The sequence below is a fragment of the Algoriphagus sp. A40 genome (assembly GCF_002002735.1).
Taxonomy (GTDB): Bacteria; Bacteroidota; Bacteroidia; order Cytophagales; family Cyclobacteriaceae; genus Algoriphagus.
The window spans coordinates 231,498-250,517 of sequence record NZ_MUNY01000078.1; the positions used below are offsets into that span (position 1 = coordinate 231,498).

Genomic DNA, 19,020 nt, shown 5'->3' on the forward strand with positions numbered 1-19,020 from the left:
CATGAACTGGACAGACTTCTTCCTATATCTATCCCTTTTCTATGTGGTGTACTATGCGGTAAATGTCGTCATCGATGTTTTGCGCAAACCACAACTTTCAGAAGTGTCGGCAGGGAATGCCTACACATTCCAGACGGACCTCAATGAGTTTGACGAAAGTCCAACAGTGATCGAGGACAATGATCCGGTGATTGATCCTGAGAAGCCCAAAACAGAATCGGCTTCCCAGACTGAAGTATGGGTCAACAGCGAGGAGGATTCAGAGGAAATCGAATTTGAAATCAATGATCCCAGTCCTGTCAAATCTACCGGAGGGGTGACCACGCTCAATTCCCTCTTTGTCCTGGCCAAGGAAGGCAGTATTGAAATGAAAAAGAAAGTCGTGTTCTCATGAAGCTATTTAATTGGTTAATCATACTCTCTATCCTTTCCCTCATTCTCTTTTTGTCGGGATCGGAGACTTATGGCCAATCCCCTCCGGGAGTCTCAAAATTTCAGGAAGTGGAGACCGACATGAAAAGTTTCTATGTCGCTCTTTCCAGACTCTCATTTGTCGTGGGCGCAGTCTCAGGATTGCTTGGCGGACTTCGGGTTTACAACAACTGGCAAATAGGAAGGCATCAGATCGATGTTCAGGTAGTCAGTTGGTTCGGAGCCTGTCTATTCTTGGCCACTATGGGCTTTTTTCTCAGCGGATTGTATGCTGTGCCACTGACTTGACACCCCGAAGAAGCAAAATCAACAGTCAATATTTTCTCACTTAAACTATTAAAATCATGTTCAACAGAACCAAAAAAATGATCTCAAGCGCATTGTTTGTGACGCTTGCAACTACAACCGCCAGAGCCCAAGGTGTTCAGGGAATTGTCGCAGCAGAATCGTCTCTACTCGCCTATGTGGATCCCGTGGCCAGTCTTTGTCTGGTAATTGGAGCGGTAGTAGGGCTGATCGGAGGGGTAAGAGTTTACATCAAATGGAATTCCGGCGATCAGGACATCAATAAAGAATTGATGGGATGGGGCGGTTCCTGCCTGTTTTTAGTCTTGGTGAGTGTGATCATCAAAGCGTTTTTCGGTGTCTGATGGCTAAGCAATTTCCGATATATAAGGGGCTTCAAAAGCCTCTTATATATCGGGGCTTTCAGGGAAAATACATCGGATGGGGAGTCGCTTCCTTAGTCATCGCTGTCGTCTCAGGAGGATTAATCGGAAGCTTAACCAGTATGGTTTTAGGCGGGGTGATTACCCTATCAGTCATGACAACCGGACTTTTCATCACCTCTCAGCAACAGAAAAAAGGCCTGCATAGCAAAACAAGGTACAAAGGGGTATTTCAGATCGCTACATCCTTAAAATCAAAGTAATCATGTTTGGGAAAAAACGGAATGAATTTAAGCTTCCCTATCTGGGGATTGAAGATCAGATCCATGGTTTTCATTGTTTATTCAATCTGAAGGGTGACTTTGGTGTCATCCTTGGGTTGGACAATCCTGTCCTGCAATATTCAGCGGATTCTTCCAAGTACGATTCCTTTCATCAGCTATACACCAACCTGATCAAAATACTTGGTGAAGGGCATCTGATCCAAAAACAGGACATTTTTTCCAGAAAGACCTACAGCGAAAAATTCTCCACAGAATACTTACAGCAGAAGTATGATGACCATTTCCAAGGGCGGCCATACACTTCGCTCAAGACATTTTTGGTTATTACCAAACGGGCAAAAGGCAGATACAGCCAAAAGTCAGTAATGGACTTTATTCAGACACTGGGAAAGGTGACCGACCTTTTTGAACGTGGGGGAATCAAGACAGAAGCACTCTCAAAAATTGAGACTGACCGCTATGTGAAAAGGATTCTCAGTATGAATTTCCATGAGGAAAAGATTGTGCTGGACAACCTGCTTGCTGAAGAAAGCCAAGTGGAAAGCGGAGAAAGAGCTTTTCGGTCGATCACTTTGGTAGATACCGACAAGGTTGAACTTCCGGAAAAGGTAACTACCCATTCGGAGCGTAACGACAAGGATAGCCTTAAGGGGTTTCCGGTGGATAATATGGCCTTCCTTTTCGATGTCCCTAATTTTCAGACGATAGTTTATAACCAGGTAATTGAAATAATTGAGCAGAGATCCACACTGAACAAGTTGGAATTGAAGCGGAAGCGTCATTCAGGGATTCTCGATCCAGCCAACAACATCTGTGTGGAAGATATCGACAGGTTATTGGAAGACGTGGCCAGACACAATCAGCTTTTGGTCAATTGTCATTTCAATGTGGTTGTTTCCGCTAAGAAGGAGCATATCCAAGGAGCTTGTAATTATGTAGAGTCCTCGCTTTTTCAACAAGGTATTGTGGCCAACAAGAATTCCTATAACCAACTGGAGCTTTTCAGGACACTGCTTCCCTGTAATACCGCTGAGTTGAAAGTTTACGATTACTTCCTGACCACCTCCGATGCTGCATTATGTTTTTTCTTAAAGGAGTCCCTGAATAAGGATGAGATAAGCGGTTTCCAGATCCGATTTACAGATAGACAGGGAGTCCCTTTGAAGATTGATCCGGCTGATTTGCCGATGCAAACCAATCGGATTAACAATCGAAATAAATTTGTACTTGGGCCTTCCGGTTCGGGGAAATCATTCTTTATGAATGCCTTGATCGAACAGTACTGCATGTGGAATAAGCGGCCCAATCCAAAATGGCTGATGGATGTGGTCATTGTCGATACGGGACACTCTTATTCCGGACTTTGCCAATACTACCAAGGGAAATACATCACTTACACTGAGGAAAAGCCAATAACCACCAACCCTTTTTCCATCACTGAAGAAGAGTACAACATCGAGAAGAAAGACTATCTCCTGACCCTTATTTCTCTATTGTGGAAGACAGCGGAAGGAACAGTTTCTCAGGTTGAAGCAGATGTTATTTCCAGTACCATTTCGGCCTATTATTCCTCTTTTTTCTCCAAGGAAAGCACAATCGACCGGCTTTGCTTCAACAGCTTTTATGAATTCGCCCTCGAAAAAATCCCCGAAATCAAAGAGCGTGAAAGCATTGGGTTTGAGCTCGAGGAGTTCCGCTTTGTCCTCAAGAAGTTTTACAAAGGAGGTGAGTTTGAAAACCTGCTCAATGAGGAAGTTGACCAGTCCTTGTTTACCGAATCTTTCGTGGTTTTCGAGATTGACAGCATCAAGGAACACAAGGTTCTTTTCCCGATTGTCACACTCATAATCATGGATGTATTCATCCAGAAAATGAGGTTTCGAACCAAATACCGGAAAGCACTCATCATCGAAGAGGCTTGGAAGGCCGTAGCCTCCCCGCTCATGGCAGGCTATATTTTATATCTCTATAAAACAGTCCGGAAGTTTTGGGGTGAAGCTATAGTGGTAACTCAGGAGCTGGGAGATATCATCGGAAATCCGGTAGTCAAAGGCAGTATCATCAACAATTCGGATACGATTTGTCTCTTGGATCAGACCAAATTCAAAGACAATTATTCTCAAATCGCCTCCCTGCTTTCCATCAATGAAAATGAAAGGAAAAAGATTTTCACGATCAATCAGCTGGATAATCACGAGGGCAGAGGAAGATTCAAGGAAGTATATATCCGACGAGGATCTGCCGGTGAGGTGTATGGGGTGGAAGTGTCCTTGTACCAATACCTGACCTATACTACGGAGAAGCCCGAAAAATCAGCAATAGAAACCTATATCCAATCTTTTGGAGGATACCAAAAGGGACTGGACGCTTTTGTCGAGGATTTCAAAGTTTCTGAGCTTTCACTCCATGAGTTTTTCGGAGAGGTCAACAAGCAAGGGGCCCCGATAAGAGAAACACTAATTGCCACTTTTTAACCCTAACAAAGATGAAAAGCTTGAACATACTGGTATTTGTGATCCTCTCGGGATCTGCTTTTGGGCAGACGGTCTATATAGATCCTGCGGTAGCGGGAGCAACGGCTGCACATTCTGCGGTGATCAATTCTCAGCTTAATGCCACCAATGAAAGGCTGACTTTGATTGAACGGGGACAGCTGGCGATTACCGGAAACCTGACCATTGTCAACACTATGCAGGACAAAATCTACAAGGGACTTTCTGAGGTCAGTTCGATTTTGACCAACCTTTCCAATGTGCAGGAAATTGCGCGAATAGCCACCGGGATTTCAAGTGACCTCAGCCAAGTGGTGGACTTGGCCGGAGAGAATCCAGCTTTACTCCTGTTTGCCGAACGGAATGCTACCCTATTTCAGCAAAGGGCAACTTCTTTGGCTTTGGAGGTTAGTTCTTTTGTGTTGAAGGGAGGAGAAAATAACCTCATGGATGCAGGAGAACGATCAAAGCTGATCAATCAGATTTTGACTGAAATGGTAATCCTGCGATCCTACTCTTATGGGATGTATCGAGCCATGTATTTCGCTCAGATGAAAGGGTTTGTGCGGGTCTTAAATCCTTTTCAAAGTTACATCAACGTGGATATCCAGCTTGCGCAGGATATAGCCAGAAAAGCCAAAACCCTGCAACCATGAAATATTTTTGGCTTTTACCTTTCGTTTTTTTGGCAACTCTTGGGATAAGTTTTGCCCAAACCAATGTGGCCCTTCTCCACCAGCTAGTCGAGGAATCCAAGTCTGAATACAACCTTCAAAAAGAGGCGAAAGAGAATCAAGGGAGGAACGCGGTCAATGAGGAGGTCAATACCAATTTGCTCAAGTCGGTAAAGGAGAAATACCGAGCCGTTCAAGACAGATTCGCCAAACTCTCGATAGTTATCGATGCTTTTGGAATCGGTGCAGCGGCTGATCCTTTAGTCAACTCTATTATTGATAACCAACAGCAAATCGTTTTCTACTGTAGTCAAAATCCGGAACTGGTACTTTTTGCGGTAGAGTCTGAAAAGGTTTTCGTCGAAAGATCCTATTCACTTTTGAATTACCTCTTTGGCCTTTCGGCAAGTATCGGAGTGGTCAACCAGATGAAAGTTTCGGAAAGAAGAATCCTTTTCCAGCACATTCTGGACGAGCTGAGAGAGATCAATGGACTTTCCTACACCGTTTCCAAATCACTTCAACATTATCTGGAAAGGAAGCGAGGAGTCAATCCTTACCTACAGTATGTGGCAACGGAAATGGCTTTGGTAGAAGAAATTATTCAAAACGCCAAAACCCTAACCCGATGAAAAATCTCCTTTTTCTTTTCATGTGTATTGTGGCTGTTGAATCTTATGCCCAGACCGTGGTATTCGACAAGGCCCATTTTTCGATAGTCAATGCCAATGCTGCGGTACGAAATGCAAGTGAAATAGGGTATCACCAAACCTTGAATATCATCAGGCAAAACACCGATGATATCATTCTCAATTCATCCAGCCTGGCACTGGTTCAAACCATGATTGTCAACTCCCTGACCCAAATTAATGAAGGGTTCAAGGATGCAATTCAGGTGAGGATGATCGCTGAAACGGTCTTGGATATCAGTTCCATTTCCGCAGAGGCTTTCCAGTTTGCGGGCGATAATCCCATCCTTTTTCTTTTTGTGGAAGAGTATACGGTTCAGGCGAAAAAACGAAGTCTCAATCTGGCCACGGAAGTTTCTTCCCTGATTCTCAAAGAAGGCGATAATCTCCTGATGAATTACAATGTCCGGGATGAGCTTCTCGATTCAGTTCAGAAGGAATTACAGGTAATTCTTGCCTTGGTACTGGCTGCAAAGAACAGCATCTATTGGGCCAAGACCAATGGGATAATCCGATCTCTCAATCCCTACCAAGCTTATATCAATCGTGATTTGGGATTGATCAATGAAATCATCATCAAACAGAAAATCCTTACCCGATGAAGCGTGCTCTCTCATTTTTGATCCTTTTTTCTGTTTGTATCCACAGCTACGGACAGACTCCAATTCATGATAGAGCGATTGTCGCTCAGCAGGAACGGATGGTCTTTAAGCAATGGGATGAGGATAAATTCTATCCTGAACCCAACAGATTGCTCGGAATTCCAACCAATCCGATTTGGTATATCACCTGGGGCTTGCATCCCAATTACCCGGATTTGGACAGAAGGCCTTTATCTCCAAGGGGAGAACAGACTCAAAGGCTAGGGTTGGCAGCGGCCATGCAGATTTCATCGAACTACTACAAGCAGCACTCTGATACGGTCAAGAACTTGGCAACAGCTGAAATGGCCCGTATTTCAGGTGCTTTTTCATCAACAGATCCGCTATACCAATTTTATTATAAGCGAGAGCTGAAGCCTTTGGAAAATCCTGAAGCCACAGCTTTTCAGGGCGTTCCTACAGAAGTAATCCAGTACATGACTGATCATGGTGCTTTCCAATGGTATTTAGACAACATGGCTTCGCTTTCGGAGCGATATGATTTCGCAAAAACTTTGGATATGGAAAGAGGGCAACGGATTCTGATGTACCACAGAATCATGCTTGAAATGAGGGATGTCCTTAAAAAGTGGCAATACAAGCTGGATATGTCTTCCAATATGCTTGCCTTCCGAAAGTTGAGCCAGCGGAAAATCAGCGGAGAGATTATCCTTTCAGATCCAAAAAACGAGGAGGACAGAGCCAAGAAAATTGCTAACCAAACCCAAGTGATAAGATGAAAAGACTGATCACAGGACTTTCTATTTTCCTTGGGGTATCAATCTCCGGATTTGCACAATCGGCCAACCATGACCAGTACAAGGAGACCATAAGCTATTTGCAGGGAAACAGCATTTACGACCGGGGAGTGATGACCTTCTTTGAAGAAATGAGGGATTATGGCTTTGCTCACTCCGACCCTTTCATGAGAGACGCTCAGACCTTGGCCTGTATTTTCATGCTGATTTTTTTCAGTCTGAAATGCTACGAAATGATGGCAGGGGACAAGAAGCTTGAAATTATGCCCCTCCTGAGGCCATTTGCTTTGGTAATTCTTTTGATGTGGTGGCCAATTTTCTGTCAGATCATCGCTTTTCCTACCGATTTGATCGCCGCCAAAACGGAAGCGCTTTTTGGAACTCAAAATGACACCAACAATGCCTTGCGACTTGACCGGGCGGCCTATATGATCGAAATGGCCGATCAGCTGGTGGAATATCAGGCAGTAACCGAGATGGCATCAGAACAGGCGCAAGAATCCGATAAAGATTTGGGGACGGTGATTGTGGATGGGGTAAAAGGATTTTTCTCCGATCAGATCCTAGCTCCTATTGTCCAAATGCGGATTAGGATGCAAACCAGCCTTCAACTGCTCGCTACCCAAATCATTGAATTGTTGGCCATCTGGATTCTGAGGGTTTGTGTCTATATCATTTTCATGTTACAGATCATCTACTCGACGGTATTGGTAATACTCGGCCCCTTTTCAGTGGTGGTGAGTATTCTTCCAGCCTTTCGGGATGCGTTTACGACTTGGATAGCCAGGTTTGTTTCTGTCAACCTCTATGTAGGAGTAGCCTATTTGATCCTTTACATCACAGGAAGACTTCAGCAATATGCCTTGGAGGTAGAGATTGATAAATACGAGTATTTGCTTTCAACAGGTGGGGGAGCAGATCGGCTTGAAAAAATGGCTTGGCTGGCGTCCAATGGTTTTTTGAGTTTTGGGCTGGTGATTGTAGCATTTTTTGTCAGCGCCATTGCCATCACTACAGTGCCCTCGATTTCCACTTGGATCATTTCTACTTCAGGAATCTCCTCAGCAGCAACCACCGCCGGAAGGATGGGATCTTCTGCTTCAAAATCCATTTCAAGAGCTAAACTAATCTAACTATGATCATCCAAAACATTGAATCCAAAATCAGATTGGCAACAGTTCTTTCCTTGGGAAGCCTGATTACCTCAATCCTTATCTCCGGTTTTGTTTCGGTTTACGCCTATAAACAGGTAGTCAATGCTAGGCAGTCCATTTATATCCTTGACAATGATATACCCATTTTAGCGAAGCAGGCTAATATGCAAATGAACAGGCCCGCTGAGTACAAAGCAGCCGTGGACTTGTTCCATAGCCTTTTTTTCAACCTGACTCCCGACGATAAGCACATAGAATATCAAATGAGCCGTGCTATGTATTTCGTGGATGAGACCGGAGTTGGCCAATACAATAACCTGAAAGAAAAGGGCTACTTCAATTCCATTCTTTCCTCAAGTTCGGTGCTTTCTATCCAGACGGATTCGATTGTCTTGGATCAGAATAGATTCCGGTATTACGGCAAGCAAAAGATTGATCGAAGAAGTGCCACGATCACCCGATCGATTATCACAGAGGGGGAACTGATCGATATCCCTAGAAGTGAAAATAACAGCCATGGGGTATTGATCACAAACTGGAAAACCATTGAAAATAAAGACCTGAGCAATGTTTCGAAAAACACCTTCTAAGGATCGGGATACTACCCTATTCCAAGAGCTTAAAAATGAGCTTTATCCTCACCTGGCAGGGGTAAATGGCCAGTTGAAGCGGTTGATGGATCGACATGCCAAAATCATTTTTTGTGTCCTGCTCCTTTTCATCGTAGCCTCTTTCATACTCACCTTTTTTGTACTGAAGCCTAACCCAGAGAATCAGGCTGGAAATTTCAAAAAAGAGCTAAAGGCCATTCCGGGAGAGCTATCAGACGAATTTTCAGCATTGCAGGATCTGACCCTTAGAGCTGCGAAAATGTCGGAGTTAAAGTCTGATATAGAGCGGATTATCGCTCAGGATTCCATCTCCAAAACAGATTCCACCTATCTGGAAAAAGCAAGTGAGCAACTGAAATACTTTAATAACCACTCCAATGAAAATTGACTTCAAACAACCCAGATACATCCTGCCGATTATCATGCTCCCGTTTTTGTGTTTGCTGTTTTACGGGTATAAATCCTTCAGCAAAGACAATCCGGCTGATCCTGTTCAGGGTATCAGTGGAATCCAATCCGAGATCGGCAAAGTGTCGGAACAGATCCAGAAAAAACCGCTTGATTCCAAACTGGATGCTTCGAGAGAAACCTATAAAAGGGCAAATGATGGATATACGGCTATCAAAGGCTTGGAACTCGAGGTAGAAGAATCTAGCCAAATCAAAACGCTATATAACGAGGAGGAAAAAAGGCTGCTGGATTCAATAGACAACGCTTTAAAAAGCGCAGGTCTGTATTCGGGAAAACCCGATGCCGCCAATGGTTTCCCATCTGTTTTGCCACAACCTTCCAGACGGCAAAGCTTTTCCAAGGAAGATGAAGAATTGTTGAATGCCATCAATCAGCTGGAAGGGAAAAAGACCCAAGTTCCCGCCAACAGATACGAAGATCCCATGGATCTTTTCAAAGCGCAGATGGCTGTGATAGACTCCATTTCCAAAGCAAATGATCCGGCCTATCAAGAGCTACAGCAAAAAGAAATGGAAAGCCAGCAAGTAGCAAATGAGACCGAAAACGAAGTTTATCGAGTTCAGAAGTCAGAGGGTGCCGCTACTTTATTCAATACCGTCACCAGAGAAAAAAAAGGAAAGTTCATCGAAGCAATCATTGATCAGGATATCAAGAGTGGTACCCTTGGGGCCAGATTGAGAATCCGACTTTTAGATGATATCCTGATCGGAAATGCCATTGTGGGCAGAGGAACTTACCTCTATGCATTGATTTCCGGATATGAAGCTCAGCGAGTGAAGCTGACCATTTCTTCGATTATGATCAATGATCAAATCTTCCCGATTAAACTCTCCATCTATGACGTGGATGGGATGGAAGGGCTTTATGTTCCAGCCAGTGCCTTCCGGGAATTTTCCAAAGAACTCGGAGGAAATACCACAGGAGGAATGAATCTGACGATGCAGCCAAACTCAGACGAATTGAGCCAACTGTACATGTCTGCACTCCAACGAATGTTCACCTCAACTTCCCAAGCCGTTTCAAAATCCATCAAAAAGAACAAGGCCAATATCAAATATGGAACCTCTGTCTATCTGATCGATACCCACGAATTGCAGGAAAACGGAAAAATGATCCAAAAACAAAACTGATCTGACATGACACGGAAAATATTAACTCTTATCCTTTGGGCAGTATCCATTTCGGCCTATGCCCAGCAGAACGGCACGCTGTTGAAAAGCCAACTTCCCAAGATCTATATCGACGAGGAAATCTCCCTTCACTTTCTTTCTCCCGAACCCATCCAATACGTGGATATCTCGACCGACAATATGATTGGGGATATTCCATTGGAGAATGTGTTTCGGGTAAAAGCTATCCGAGACAGTGTTTCCAACCTCAATGGATACAATAAGTCTTTGGGAGTGGTTACTATTATCGGGCAGAAGTTTATCGCGCAGTACGATTTATGGTATGCCCATGATGAGCGCCAGCTGAAGACTCAAATCGAAATTCTTCCTATCAATACCAGTCCCTTGGAGGTCGGTAAAATACCCATGAGCGACCAAGAGCTTCGGTATTTTTCAATAGAGGCATTTAAAAGGAAGGAGAAGGACAACATCACCAAAAGCAGCCAGTATGGGGTTTCCGGTCAGGTGAACAGTATTTACACGGTGGACGATTATATCTTTTTGGACATCTCCTTTATCAACAAGACCAATCTCAAATTTGACCTGGACCAACTGAGATTTAAGATCGAGGATAAGCGAATCACCAAAGCAACCAATGTCCAATCCATTGATATAGAGCCGGAATACCAGCTTTTCACCCCGGAGAGCTTTGAAAAGAAATACCGTAATATCTACGTGTTCAAAAAGTTCACCTTCCCCAATTCCAAGGTGTTCACCATCGAGCTTTCCGAATCCCAAATCAGCGGAAGGACGCTTTCCTTGGAGATCAAGTACGCGGACCTTTTGGCGGCAGACACCTTATAAAAATGATTTTTCCGCTCAACTAAGTCCATGCCATGAATGAGAAAAGAGAATTAAAAAGCCTTCACGCAACCTTTCAATTCATTGTTTACCTGATGGTGTTTATGGACATTCTGATGTTTGTCTATGCCCCACAGTTGTTGGCCATGGATGGGATGGGAAGGTTTCTTTTTCCTCTTTTTGAAAAGCTGCAAAACCTGAAGATTTACAGTAATGTGCTTCTTGGCAAAGTGGCCATTTTGATAGCCATTTGCCTTTCAGCCATCGGTACAGTTGCCAGAAAGAACCTGGATTTAAATCCGAGAAATCAGATCATTATTCCTTTGGCTACCGGGTTGATGCTATTCTTTGGTTCGATCCATCTCTACACGCTGGAAGATTCATTTTTGGTGATGGACTTCACTTCCATTCAAGACCTCGGATACAGTCTGTGTTTATTTATAGGGGCTGTTTTAATTCATACCTCATTGGACAATGTGTCGAAACTGATCAAATCAGGTCTGGGAAAGGATGAGTGGAATATCGAAGGGGAGTCCTTCATGCAAGACACCAAAAAAATCGAAACCCCCTATTCGGTCAACATTCCCATGAAGTTCTATTTCAGGGGGAAAGTCCGAAAAGGTTGGATCAACTTGGTCAATCCTTTCAGAGGGACTTTCGTGATCGGAACCCCAGGTTCGGGGAAGTCATTTGGGGTGATCAATCCTTTTATTCGGCAGATGATTGGAAAGGGATTCACCATGTGTCTGTACGATTTTAAGTTTCCCGACTTGGCACAGATTGCCTTCTTCCACTACCTGAAAGCTCAGGACAAAAAGAAAAACCCCAATTTCAAATTCCATGTGATCAATCTGGATGAGGTAGAATATTCCAGGAGGATCAATCCGATCAACAGAAGGTATTTGAAGACGGTGGCCAATGCTTCGGAAACAGCAGAAGCTATTTTTCAATCCCTTCAAAAATCCGATTCCACAGGAGGAGCAGATAAGTTTTTCGAGCAATCGGCCATCAACTTTCTCTCCGCCTGTATCTTTTTTGTGTCTCGATATGAGGAAGGCAAATATTCCACATTCGCCCATGTGCTGGATTTTCTCAACAGAGACTATGAGGATATTTTTAACTGTCTGACCAAATATCCCGAACTCAGATCCATGGTGTCTCCCTTCCGAAGTGCCTTTGAAAAGAAGGTTTATAAACAGTTGGAAGGACAGGTCGGAACCTTGAAGATTTTTCTTTCCAGACTGAATACGAAAGAAACTGCTTGGGTCTTCAGCGGGGATGATTTCGACCTTAAAATCTCGGATCCCAATTCTCCATCCATTCTAGTCCTTGCCAACAGTACCGAAACTCAGAGTATCACAGGTACTTGCTATTCGGTGATCATCAATCGGCTGACCCGATTGATCAATACCAAAGGGAATCTGCCAACCGCATTGATAGCGGATGAAGCGCCGACTTTTTACATCCATAAAATCGAAAACCTGATTTCTACAGCCCGAAGCAATAAAGTAGCGGTTTTGCTCGGCTTGCAGGAACTGCCCCAATTAAACCAGCTTCAGGGAAAGGATACCGCTTCGACCATGACCTCGGTGATAGGGAATGTCTTATGTGGCTCAGTCCGCCATAAGGACACGCTTTCTTGGTTGGAGATGATGTTTGGAAAGCGAAAGCAATTGGGGCAGAGTGTTTCGATTGATCGGGATAAAACTTCGATTTCGTATAGTGAGCGATATGATCCACTGATTCCTGCGGGTAAAATAGCGTCCATGCACACCGGGGAAATAGCTGGAATTATCGCAACGGAAGGGACTCAGTTTGACGGGAAATACAAAACCTCCAATGTTCATTGTCGAGTCAATTTGGATATGAGGGAGATCAGTCAGGAAGAAAATTCCTATCGAGCCACTCCGAAATTCTATGATTTCCAAGGCAAGAAAGAAGAGATCCTGACAAAGCACTTTGAGAAAATCCACCGCCAGGTTACCGAGATTATAGAAAAGCACCGGGAAATGGCAATCCTAGATTAAGTCATTGGAATCATGCAAAGGAACCTATCGATCATACTTCTTCTTTTTGTCGCTCATCAGGCATTTTCCCAATTCAATTCCATAGAATTTCGAAAGGAACTGGCTTCAGTGAACGTGATAAAGTCCGCTGAATTCAAGGAGGAGGCTAAGAGGTCTGAAATTCATTCTTTTTCCAAACAAGAACTTCCAATTGAAAAAGGGGAGGAGATTGTATTGGCGTCCCTTCCCTTAGAGGATTTTTTTCTGACTTCAGAGTTTGGCTACCGCTCCGATCCATTTTCCGGACAAACGAAATTTCATCGGGGAATCGATCTAAAAACCATGCGTTCAAAGGTTCTTTCCATGCTCCATGGAACTGTTGTGTCGGTGGGCAACGATCCACTTTTGGGAATTTTTGTCAAAGTCCAACATGGTAACTATGAATCGATCTACGGTCACCTTTCTCAATCATATGTAGATGAGGGCGAGGGTGTCCTACCGGGCACGATCCTAGGGATTTCCGGAAAAACGGGAAGAGCTACGGGAGATCATCTACACCTGACCATCAAAAAGGGAAATGAATATGTCAATCCAGTCTTATTCATTCAATTGATCTCAAGACTATCGACCAAAGAAGAGGCAATCACTTATTTATCAAAACCATAAAGCAAGCAACATGAAAAGCCAAAATGGATTACCGATGAAGGATCTGGAGATTTTTGGAGTCATCAGAAACGGGAAATTTACAATTCCTGAAAAGGAAGTAAACGCCTTGAAAAATGGAGGAATGACCGATATCGTGGAATTGACCGACCTGAAAGGGAAGGATATTTACATCGATAAATTACCGGCTAGACTTTCCATTGTAAGGGGTGATGATGGGAATCCTGCCTTGCGGATTGATCCGGTTTACATGGAACCGAACCGACATCCCAATTTGAATGAAACTGAGCGGAATCAGCTGGTCCGGAAAGAATTGGCCAACATCAAGAAAAGCTATGTGGACAAAGAAGGTAACATTCAGACTGAAATCATCGAGTACGATAAGCGAACCAAACAATTTCTATCCTACAATCCCCGAGACATCAAAGCCCCTCAATCGGTCAATGGGCTGGAACTCGATCCACAGCAAAAAAAGAAATACAAGGAAGGGGAAACGGTACTGTTGGAAGATGGAACAGCGTTTCAACTTTCACCGGCTGCTCCAAAAGGCCTCAGATCAAATAAATCCGGTTTAGTCCTTTCGGTTTTGCTGGATGGAGGCTTGTCCTACCTGCTGATTACCGGTGTTCAGAAATTGCTCGGAAAGGAAAGTAAGGAAGAAAAAGCCTATAGCGAAGGATACCTTCAGGCTATCAAGGAGGTTCAAAAGCAGGTAGAGCGACGGATTGCTAGAAATCCAAATGACAGGGATGCAATCCGTGATTTGAACAACATCAAGGAGGAATATTCCAAGATTTCGGCTGATTCCTCACTCCCAAAAGCCCTTAGGGATGAATTCGATATCAATGCCATCAAACGACAAAACAGCTTCGATACGGAAGAAGGAAAGAACCCAAGAAAACGCTCCGAACAAGACAATGGCTTTGACAGAGACCTTTGATATTTTGAGCTACAAAGGGGTGGATAAGGCTATCCAAGGTCTTTTTTCCAAATTTGCCAAACAGGATAAATCGGGCCAGATCGTATTTGACTTCTTTGATGAGCAAAGCAGGAAAGTGGATTGTGAAATACTGAGTCTTTACCGAAATAGACAGGCATCCAGAGGAATCTCTGTCCTTAATCTTTCAGAAGATTCTCGGTCAATTTTTGTCTCTGACTCTTATGCTTCCCTGATCTGCTTTGCCAATCAATTCAAAGCCAGAATTTCATTTGATGAAGCTGGCTTTGTGATCGCTGGGGCTGAGTTTGACTTAAGCTTATTGAACCAAGCATTCAAAAAGGTCTCAAAAAAGGCCAAGATTAATACGGTTTTTAGTGCCTCGATTTTGGGAAGGGTGATGGATTGTAAGGCTCAGGATCTAGTTTATGGTCGTGAATGCAGGTATTATTTGTCTGATGAATGGGTTCAGCTTAAAGACCAAAAAAGGAATAAAGTCTCGACTGAATCGATTTTCACCTTTTCACTTCGAACCTACTGCATTTCGCAAGCGATCGTTCAAACCGTCCGGACATTTAAACCTAAGAAAAATGGAGTTGAGTCCTTTTATCAGTTAAACCAACTGCATTGGAAAGACCTCGATTAATACGGTTTTGCTATATTTAAAGACTTGTCACTCAAAATTATGGAGAATAATAATCTTGAATTCCTCAAAAAGAATCTGAAATTCCTTGGCTTTGGCACTTCGTTAAATGCTGCCTTGGAAGCTAAAGTTTCTGAGCGACAGGAGTTCTTTAAAATCGGAGTTTCAGCCGATTTTAATACCAGGCAAAAGGATGGCAGCCTGGGAAAGGACAAGGTTAATTATGAGCTGAATTTTTCGAGATCTTCTAAGCCCTACCATTATTTTTTGGATAGCGTAAAAGTCACCCTAAACGACCAGATCCAGAACACATTTTCGTATGGAAAGGGAAATGACGTGACAGCAAAGGAAGCCTATAATTTGCTCAGAGGAGCTTCTGTTTTGAAGAAGGCCATCCTGACAGACAAGTTTAATTTGAGCTTTATTGACGATGCGGGAATAAGGGGGAAGGAAATGATGGTATCCAGCACAGAGGAAGCTTCCAAGATCATCGCCGAGAATGTGAAAAATAAGGTCAATGTCCACGGTTCATACGACCTCTATGCAAAAGGCTATTTGTTGAGATCCTATGATGGGGCAACCGGCAAGGACTTTTCCTCCATTCCTGAAGGCAAAGTGTATCTTTCCTACTCCTACTTTGATAGATCAACCAATCAGCATGAAGCATCCCATAATCTATATGACAATTTAAACCTAGCCTTGGAAGCAAAAGAGGCTATTCTAAAAAATCCTAATCCAGAGCAGGATATCAAAGGCTTCAAGATTCTCCACGAATCCAAGTCCCATACCATTTTTGAGTTTGATCGGGAAGGCAATGAAGTATCGGTGGAAGCCCCAAAGAGAAATGAGAACATTTGGATCAAGCTGGATTTTGAACAAATGACCGAGGATGGAAATTATGCCTTCAAAAAATTCTTCCAGAACTATGGCTTCAACTTGGAATCTGAACTGAGCAGATTCCCGATCAAAGAGCTGGTAAATCCTCTGGAAAAGGAAATCCTTATTTCCAGCCTAGGCAGGGGAAATACCCAAATGGCCACTTTGGAGACCGGGCAGCCGGTATTGATTGATGCCGTTCCTCAGTTTAAGAAAATCCAGTTTTATGACATGGATTTCAAGAAATTGAACGTTTTACCTTCACAGACTCAGGAAATGGGTAGGTGAGGATGCCAACAAAAACCCTTGCCTTACTCATTAATGATCTTTTGCTTTTGTGAATTCCTAATCTTTAAACTAAACCATTTTACGCCATGAGAAATTTGAATTACCTCTTTGTACTCGCTGTAGCTGTTTTTTCTTTTAGCTGTTCTTCGGAGGATGAAGAGCCTAAATTAGTTGAGAAAAATGTCACCATTGAAGTAGAAATGGAGGGGAATTACACCGACTATCTGGTGACCTTTTCAGTTCACAGTATGCTGAGCGGCACATCTACTTTTGTCCCTCCTGTGTTGGATCAGCCGACCGAACTCACCTGGACTCAAGTGATCGAACAAGGCAATACCTACACACTTTCTTTTGAGCCAGAAGTCCCAACCATTTTAGCCACATCTTCAGCGCCGATCCATAGCTTAGGCTTAGTTTTCAATGCTGTTCACTTGGGAGGAGAAACCGATGATTCTTTCCAGCCACTTTCAGCGACCGTTAATGTTTTGGCTGATGGGGAAGCCTATCGACAGTTTGAGTATGAGTCCTTGTCTCCCGGAGAGGTTTCTGTGCCACTTGCTGAGGAAATTAATTTTCAATAGTTTGGTAAAGGATATGTTGGTCTGTAAAAATTTAGGGTGCAACAACATTTCAATTACCTACGACTATCAATTTCATGACGTCATAGTTAGTAAGGATTTCAAACTTTGGAGTCGGATAAAAATTGATGAATGTTGCAAGAATCCTTACGAAATATTTGTCAGCGAAAAAGCCGATAGCTCCAAGACCGAGTCTTGTGACAGCAAATATGATTCTGAAACCAAGAATTGCCGCGCTATGGGTCATTCTGAAAAAGATTCAGAAGGGTGTAACGGAAAATGTTCGGAGTACGCTTGCCATTGTACTTCCAATAGTCCTATTCCGCCATTGATTACCAATCCTCAATTTTCAATTGGTTTGAAATGGAGCGAGTCCACCCATGCTAATGATCAACGCATTTATTCTTCAGGTCTTTCACAACCGATGTATGAGTTGATGAAGCTTTCTACAACTGGACCAACCATTTATTACCAAAAATGTCTCATGTACAACAGTGGGAAAGGTGCAAACTGGCTTAGTAAAGAAAGCTCTATCAAGAATCCATATTATGGGTCAATTATGATGACTTTTGGAAGTACAGTTGAAAAAATTAATTAATCCCAATCTTGGAGCCGATATGAACAGAAGTGAATTTCTAAAAAGAATGGGATTGGGTACAGTTGCCATTGCGGCAGGATCAAGTCTTTTGACTTCATGCATGGATCATGGTATGGAAGGAGAAGCTCCAAATGTTTTGGACGGAGTATTTAATAATCTATTGAAGGTTCCTCAGACAATCAACGCTACTTCAGCTCTGAGTGCTCAAGTTGGTATGGAAACCTTGGCAAATGGTGGGGAAGTACCGGTATTGGGATACGGATTTGGACTGTTGGGGCCTACGATTAGAGTCCAAAAAGGTCAGAATGTAAACCTTAATTTTACAAATAAACTGTCAGAACACACCAATATTCATTGGCATGGTTTAGTGATCCCAGCCGCTATGGATGGTCACCCGGATCATAGGATAATGCCCAACGGCTCCTTTAATTTTCAATTTAGGGTAAACCAACAGGCCGGGACAAACTGGTACCATCCGCATCTGCATGGCCTTACAGGCAAGCAAGTCACCGAAGGATTGGCCGGCTTGTTTATCGTAGAAAGCGAAGAAGAAAAAGCACTCAATCTCCCCAGTGGTACTTATGAAGTTCCGTTAATAATCCAGGACAAGCGTCTTAATTCCAGCGGTGGCATAACCTATAACCCAACTATGGGAGAGGTAATGACAGGTTTCCTGGGCGAGACAATTTTGGTAAACGGAACCAACAAGCCTTTCCTGGAGGTCTCAACGCGCTTTTACCGATTTAGAATTCTCAACGGTTCCACCGCCAGAATTTACAATCTAGTTTTAAGTAATGGATCGGATTTTTGTGTGATAGGTTCAGACGGTAGCATGCTACCACAACCTGAAAGCATGAAAAATCTATTGCTTGGCCCGGGTGAAAGAGCTGATGTTTTGGTCGATTTTTCCGGTGTAAAATTGGGTGAAATGATATACCTCGAAAATGAGGAATTCTCAGGAATGGGTGAAGCACAGGGAGATCAGGCCTACAAAATTTTGAGCTTCAATGTGACTGGTATTGAAAATGACGATTTTATTTTACCCACTACACTTTTGCCTTTTACTAAACTATCAGGATCGACTAAAACGAGACCTTTTAAAATTACCATGAGAATGGGCCACAACAGTCTAGGTATGCATCAAATCAACGGAAAAGTGTTTGACTCTGACAGGATTGATGAAATCGTGAATTTAGGCTCCACTGAGATTTGGGAATTTGATAATACTGCCGGTGATGAAGCCCATCCTATGCACGTCCATGGTGTTCATTTTCAAATATTGTCACGTAAAGGAGGCAGGAACACGATTTTGCCTCAGGAAAGTGGATGGAAGGATACTGTTCTGGTAGCACCAAAGGAAAAGGTACTAGTAATTCTGAAATTTGAGCATAAAGGTAAGTTTGTGGTTCATTGTCATAATCTGGAACATGAGGATGATGGAATGATGCTAAACTTTGAAGTCATATAAAACACAAATTTTGACGTCAAAATTAAATGCTAATTGACTTTCTTGAAAATCAATCCAAACCTGTATTATTAAAATAATTGAAAATCTATTTAGGTTCCCTAGAGGATAATAAATGGTAT

Annotated in this window: 22 protein-coding genes; all 22 read left to right on the top strand. The window is 43.0% G+C overall.

Annotation, left to right across the window (positions count from 1 at the left end):
- The first annotated feature begins 1 nt into the window (after nt 1).
- The 22 genes from B0E43_RS20975 to B0E43_RS21075 all read left to right on the top strand — a co-directional run bounded on the left by B0E43_RS20975 (nt 2) and on the right by B0E43_RS21075 (nt 18,901).
- Nucleotides 2-394, top strand: a complete 393-nt coding sequence (locus B0E43_RS20975; RefSeq protein WP_139352842.1) for a hypothetical protein — start codon at nt 2-4, stop codon at nt 392-394.
- Nucleotides 391-720, top strand: coding sequence for a DUF4134 family protein (locus B0E43_RS20980; protein WP_077353340.1), 330 nt, complete (start codon nt 391-393; stop codon nt 718-720). The genes B0E43_RS20975 and B0E43_RS20980 overlap by 4 nt, the downstream gene beginning before the upstream one ends.
- Nucleotides 721-776: 56 nt before the next feature.
- On the top strand, nt 777-1,082 hold the full coding sequence (locus tag B0E43_RS20985; protein WP_139352843.1) for a DUF4134 domain-containing protein: 306 nt from the start codon (nt 777-779) through the stop codon (nt 1,080-1,082).
- Entirely contained in the window at nt 1,082-1,363 is a 282-nt protein-coding gene (locus tag B0E43_RS20990; protein WP_077353341.1) for a DUF4133 domain-containing protein, read from the top strand. Before B0E43_RS20985 ends, B0E43_RS20990 begins: the two co-directional genes overlap by 1 nt.
- A 2-nt stretch (nt 1,364-1,365) precedes the next feature.
- Entirely contained in the window at nt 1,366-3,858 is a 2,493-nt protein-coding gene (locus B0E43_RS20995; protein ID WP_077353342.1) for a TraG family conjugative transposon ATPase, read from the top strand.
- Nucleotides 3,859-3,869: 11 nt separating this feature from the next.
- A complete protein-coding gene (locus B0E43_RS21000) occupies nt 3,870-4,532 on the top strand; it encodes a hypothetical protein (RefSeq protein WP_077353343.1) in 663 nt (220 codons plus the stop codon).
- Nucleotides 4,529-5,182 (top strand): hypothetical protein, encoded by a 654-nt coding sequence (locus B0E43_RS21005; RefSeq protein WP_077353344.1) that lies wholly within the window; start codon nt 4,529-4,531, stop codon nt 5,180-5,182. The genes B0E43_RS21000 and B0E43_RS21005 overlap by 4 nt, the downstream gene beginning before the upstream one ends.
- Nucleotides 5,179-5,841: a hypothetical protein gene (locus B0E43_RS21010; RefSeq protein ID WP_077353345.1), complete on the top strand. Its 663-nt coding sequence runs from the start codon at nt 5,179-5,181 to the stop codon at nt 5,839-5,841. The genes B0E43_RS21005 and B0E43_RS21010 overlap by 4 nt, the downstream gene beginning before the upstream one ends.
- Complete coding sequence (locus B0E43_RS21015) at nt 5,838-6,620, top strand: hypothetical protein (protein WP_077353346.1); 783 nt, start codon at nt 5,838-5,840, stop codon at nt 6,618-6,620. Before B0E43_RS21010 ends, B0E43_RS21015 begins: the two co-directional genes overlap by 4 nt.
- Nucleotides 6,617-7,771, top strand: coding sequence for a plasmid transfer protein (locus tag B0E43_RS21020; protein ID WP_077353347.1), 1,155 nt, complete (start codon nt 6,617-6,619; stop codon nt 7,769-7,771). Before B0E43_RS21015 ends, B0E43_RS21020 begins: the two co-directional genes overlap by 4 nt.
- Before the next feature lie 2 nt (nt 7,772-7,773).
- Nucleotides 7,774-8,382 carry a conjugative transposon protein TraK gene (traK, locus tag B0E43_RS21025; protein ID WP_077353348.1) on the top strand — a complete coding sequence of 203 codons (609 nt, stop codon included), beginning with the start codon at nt 7,774-7,776 and terminating at the stop codon, nt 8,380-8,382.
- Nucleotides 8,360-8,791: a hypothetical protein gene (locus B0E43_RS21030; protein WP_077353349.1), complete on the top strand. Its 432-nt coding sequence runs from the start codon at nt 8,360-8,362 to the stop codon at nt 8,789-8,791. The genes traK and B0E43_RS21030 overlap by 23 nt, the downstream gene beginning before the upstream one ends.
- A complete protein-coding gene (gene traM / locus B0E43_RS21035) occupies nt 8,781-10,004 on the top strand; it encodes a conjugative transposon protein TraM (protein WP_077353350.1) in 1,224 nt (407 codons plus the stop codon). The genes B0E43_RS21030 and traM overlap by 11 nt, the downstream gene beginning before the upstream one ends.
- Nucleotides 10,005-10,010: 6 nt before the next feature.
- Nucleotides 10,011-10,847 carry a conjugative transposon protein TraN gene (gene traN, locus B0E43_RS21040; RefSeq protein WP_254423473.1) on the top strand — a complete coding sequence of 279 codons (837 nt, stop codon included), beginning with the start codon at nt 10,011-10,013 and terminating at the stop codon, nt 10,845-10,847.
- A 32-nt stretch (nt 10,848-10,879) separates the two neighbouring features.
- On the top strand, nt 10,880-12,871 hold the full coding sequence (locus B0E43_RS21045; RefSeq protein WP_077353351.1) for a type IV secretory system conjugative DNA transfer family protein: 1,992 nt from the start codon (nt 10,880-10,882) through the stop codon (nt 12,869-12,871).
- A 12-nt stretch (nt 12,872-12,883) separates the two neighbouring features.
- On the top strand, nt 12,884-13,516 hold the full coding sequence (locus B0E43_RS21050; protein WP_077353352.1) for a M23 family metallopeptidase: 633 nt from the start codon (nt 12,884-12,886) through the stop codon (nt 13,514-13,516).
- 10 nt (nt 13,517-13,526) lie between these two features.
- On the top strand, nt 13,527-14,453 hold the full coding sequence (locus B0E43_RS21055) for a DUF4099 domain-containing protein (RefSeq protein ID WP_077353353.1): 927 nt from the start codon (nt 13,527-13,529) through the stop codon (nt 14,451-14,453).
- On the top strand, nt 14,431-15,096 hold the full coding sequence (locus tag B0E43_RS21060; RefSeq protein WP_077353354.1) for a hypothetical protein: 666 nt from the start codon (nt 14,431-14,433) through the stop codon (nt 15,094-15,096). The genes B0E43_RS21055 and B0E43_RS21060 overlap by 23 nt, the downstream gene beginning before the upstream one ends.
- A gap of 39 nt (nt 15,097-15,135) precedes the next feature.
- On the top strand, nt 15,136-16,257 hold the full coding sequence (locus B0E43_RS21065) for a hypothetical protein (RefSeq protein ID WP_077353355.1): 1,122 nt from the start codon (nt 15,136-15,138) through the stop codon (nt 16,255-16,257).
- Nucleotides 16,258-16,343: 86 nt separating this feature from the next.
- Nucleotides 16,344-16,838: a hypothetical protein gene (locus tag B0E43_RS23115; RefSeq protein ID WP_217349189.1), complete on the top strand. Its 495-nt coding sequence runs from the start codon at nt 16,344-16,346 to the stop codon at nt 16,836-16,838.
- Between the two features lies 1 nt (nt 16,839).
- Nucleotides 16,840-17,433, top strand: coding sequence for a hypothetical protein (locus B0E43_RS23220; protein WP_254423474.1), 594 nt, complete (start codon nt 16,840-16,842; stop codon nt 17,431-17,433).
- A gap of 19 nt (nt 17,434-17,452) precedes the next feature.
- Nucleotides 17,453-18,901: a multicopper oxidase family protein gene (locus tag B0E43_RS21075; RefSeq protein WP_077353520.1), complete on the top strand. Its 1,449-nt coding sequence runs from the start codon at nt 17,453-17,455 to the stop codon at nt 18,899-18,901.
- Nucleotides 18,902-19,020 lie beyond the last annotated feature (119 nt).

What these genes read in the sequence shown, in the direction of transcription:
- B0E43_RS20975 (WP_139352842.1), top strand. Translation starts at nt 2, where the DNA reads ATGAACTGGACAGACTTCTTCCTATATCTATCCCTTTTCTATGTGGTG.
- B0E43_RS20980 (WP_077353340.1), top strand. Translation starts at nt 391, where the DNA reads ATGAAGCTATTTAATTGGTTAATCATACTCTCTATCCTTTCCCTCATT.
- B0E43_RS20985 (WP_139352843.1), top strand. Translation starts at nt 777, where the DNA reads ATGTTCAACAGAACCAAAAAAATGATCTCAAGCGCATTGTTTGTGACG.
- B0E43_RS20990 (WP_077353341.1), top strand. Translation starts at nt 1,082, where the DNA reads ATGGCTAAGCAATTTCCGATATATAAGGGGCTTCAAAAGCCTCTTATA.
- B0E43_RS20995 (WP_077353342.1), top strand. Translation starts at nt 1,366, where the DNA reads ATGTTTGGGAAAAAACGGAATGAATTTAAGCTTCCCTATCTGGGGATT.
- B0E43_RS21000 (WP_077353343.1), top strand. Translation starts at nt 3,870, where the DNA reads ATGAAAAGCTTGAACATACTGGTATTTGTGATCCTCTCGGGATCTGCT.
- B0E43_RS21005 (WP_077353344.1), top strand. Translation starts at nt 4,529, where the DNA reads ATGAAATATTTTTGGCTTTTACCTTTCGTTTTTTTGGCAACTCTTGGG.
- B0E43_RS21010 (WP_077353345.1), top strand. Translation starts at nt 5,179, where the DNA reads ATGAAAAATCTCCTTTTTCTTTTCATGTGTATTGTGGCTGTTGAATCT.
- B0E43_RS21015 (WP_077353346.1), top strand. Translation starts at nt 5,838, where the DNA reads ATGAAGCGTGCTCTCTCATTTTTGATCCTTTTTTCTGTTTGTATCCAC.
- B0E43_RS21020 (WP_077353347.1), top strand. Translation starts at nt 6,617, where the DNA reads ATGAAAAGACTGATCACAGGACTTTCTATTTTCCTTGGGGTATCAATC.
- traK (WP_077353348.1), top strand. Translation starts at nt 7,774, where the DNA reads ATGATCATCCAAAACATTGAATCCAAAATCAGATTGGCAACAGTTCTT.
- B0E43_RS21030 (WP_077353349.1), top strand. Translation starts at nt 8,360, where the DNA reads ATGTTTCGAAAAACACCTTCTAAGGATCGGGATACTACCCTATTCCAA.
- traM (WP_077353350.1), top strand. Translation starts at nt 8,781, where the DNA reads ATGAAAATTGACTTCAAACAACCCAGATACATCCTGCCGATTATCATG.
- traN (WP_254423473.1), top strand. Translation starts at nt 10,011, where the DNA reads ATGACACGGAAAATATTAACTCTTATCCTTTGGGCAGTATCCATTTCG.
- B0E43_RS21045 (WP_077353351.1), top strand. Translation starts at nt 10,880, where the DNA reads ATGAATGAGAAAAGAGAATTAAAAAGCCTTCACGCAACCTTTCAATTC.
- B0E43_RS21050 (WP_077353352.1), top strand. Translation starts at nt 12,884, where the DNA reads ATGCAAAGGAACCTATCGATCATACTTCTTCTTTTTGTCGCTCATCAG.
- B0E43_RS21055 (WP_077353353.1), top strand. Translation starts at nt 13,527, where the DNA reads ATGAAAAGCCAAAATGGATTACCGATGAAGGATCTGGAGATTTTTGGA.
- B0E43_RS21060 (WP_077353354.1), top strand. Translation starts at nt 14,431, where the DNA reads ATGGCTTTGACAGAGACCTTTGATATTTTGAGCTACAAAGGGGTGGAT.
- B0E43_RS21065 (WP_077353355.1), top strand. Translation starts at nt 15,136, where the DNA reads ATGGAGAATAATAATCTTGAATTCCTCAAAAAGAATCTGAAATTCCTT.
- B0E43_RS23115 (WP_217349189.1), top strand. Translation starts at nt 16,344, where the DNA reads ATGAGAAATTTGAATTACCTCTTTGTACTCGCTGTAGCTGTTTTTTCT.
- B0E43_RS21075 (WP_077353520.1), top strand. Translation starts at nt 17,453, where the DNA reads ATGAACAGAAGTGAATTTCTAAAAAGAATGGGATTGGGTACAGTTGCC.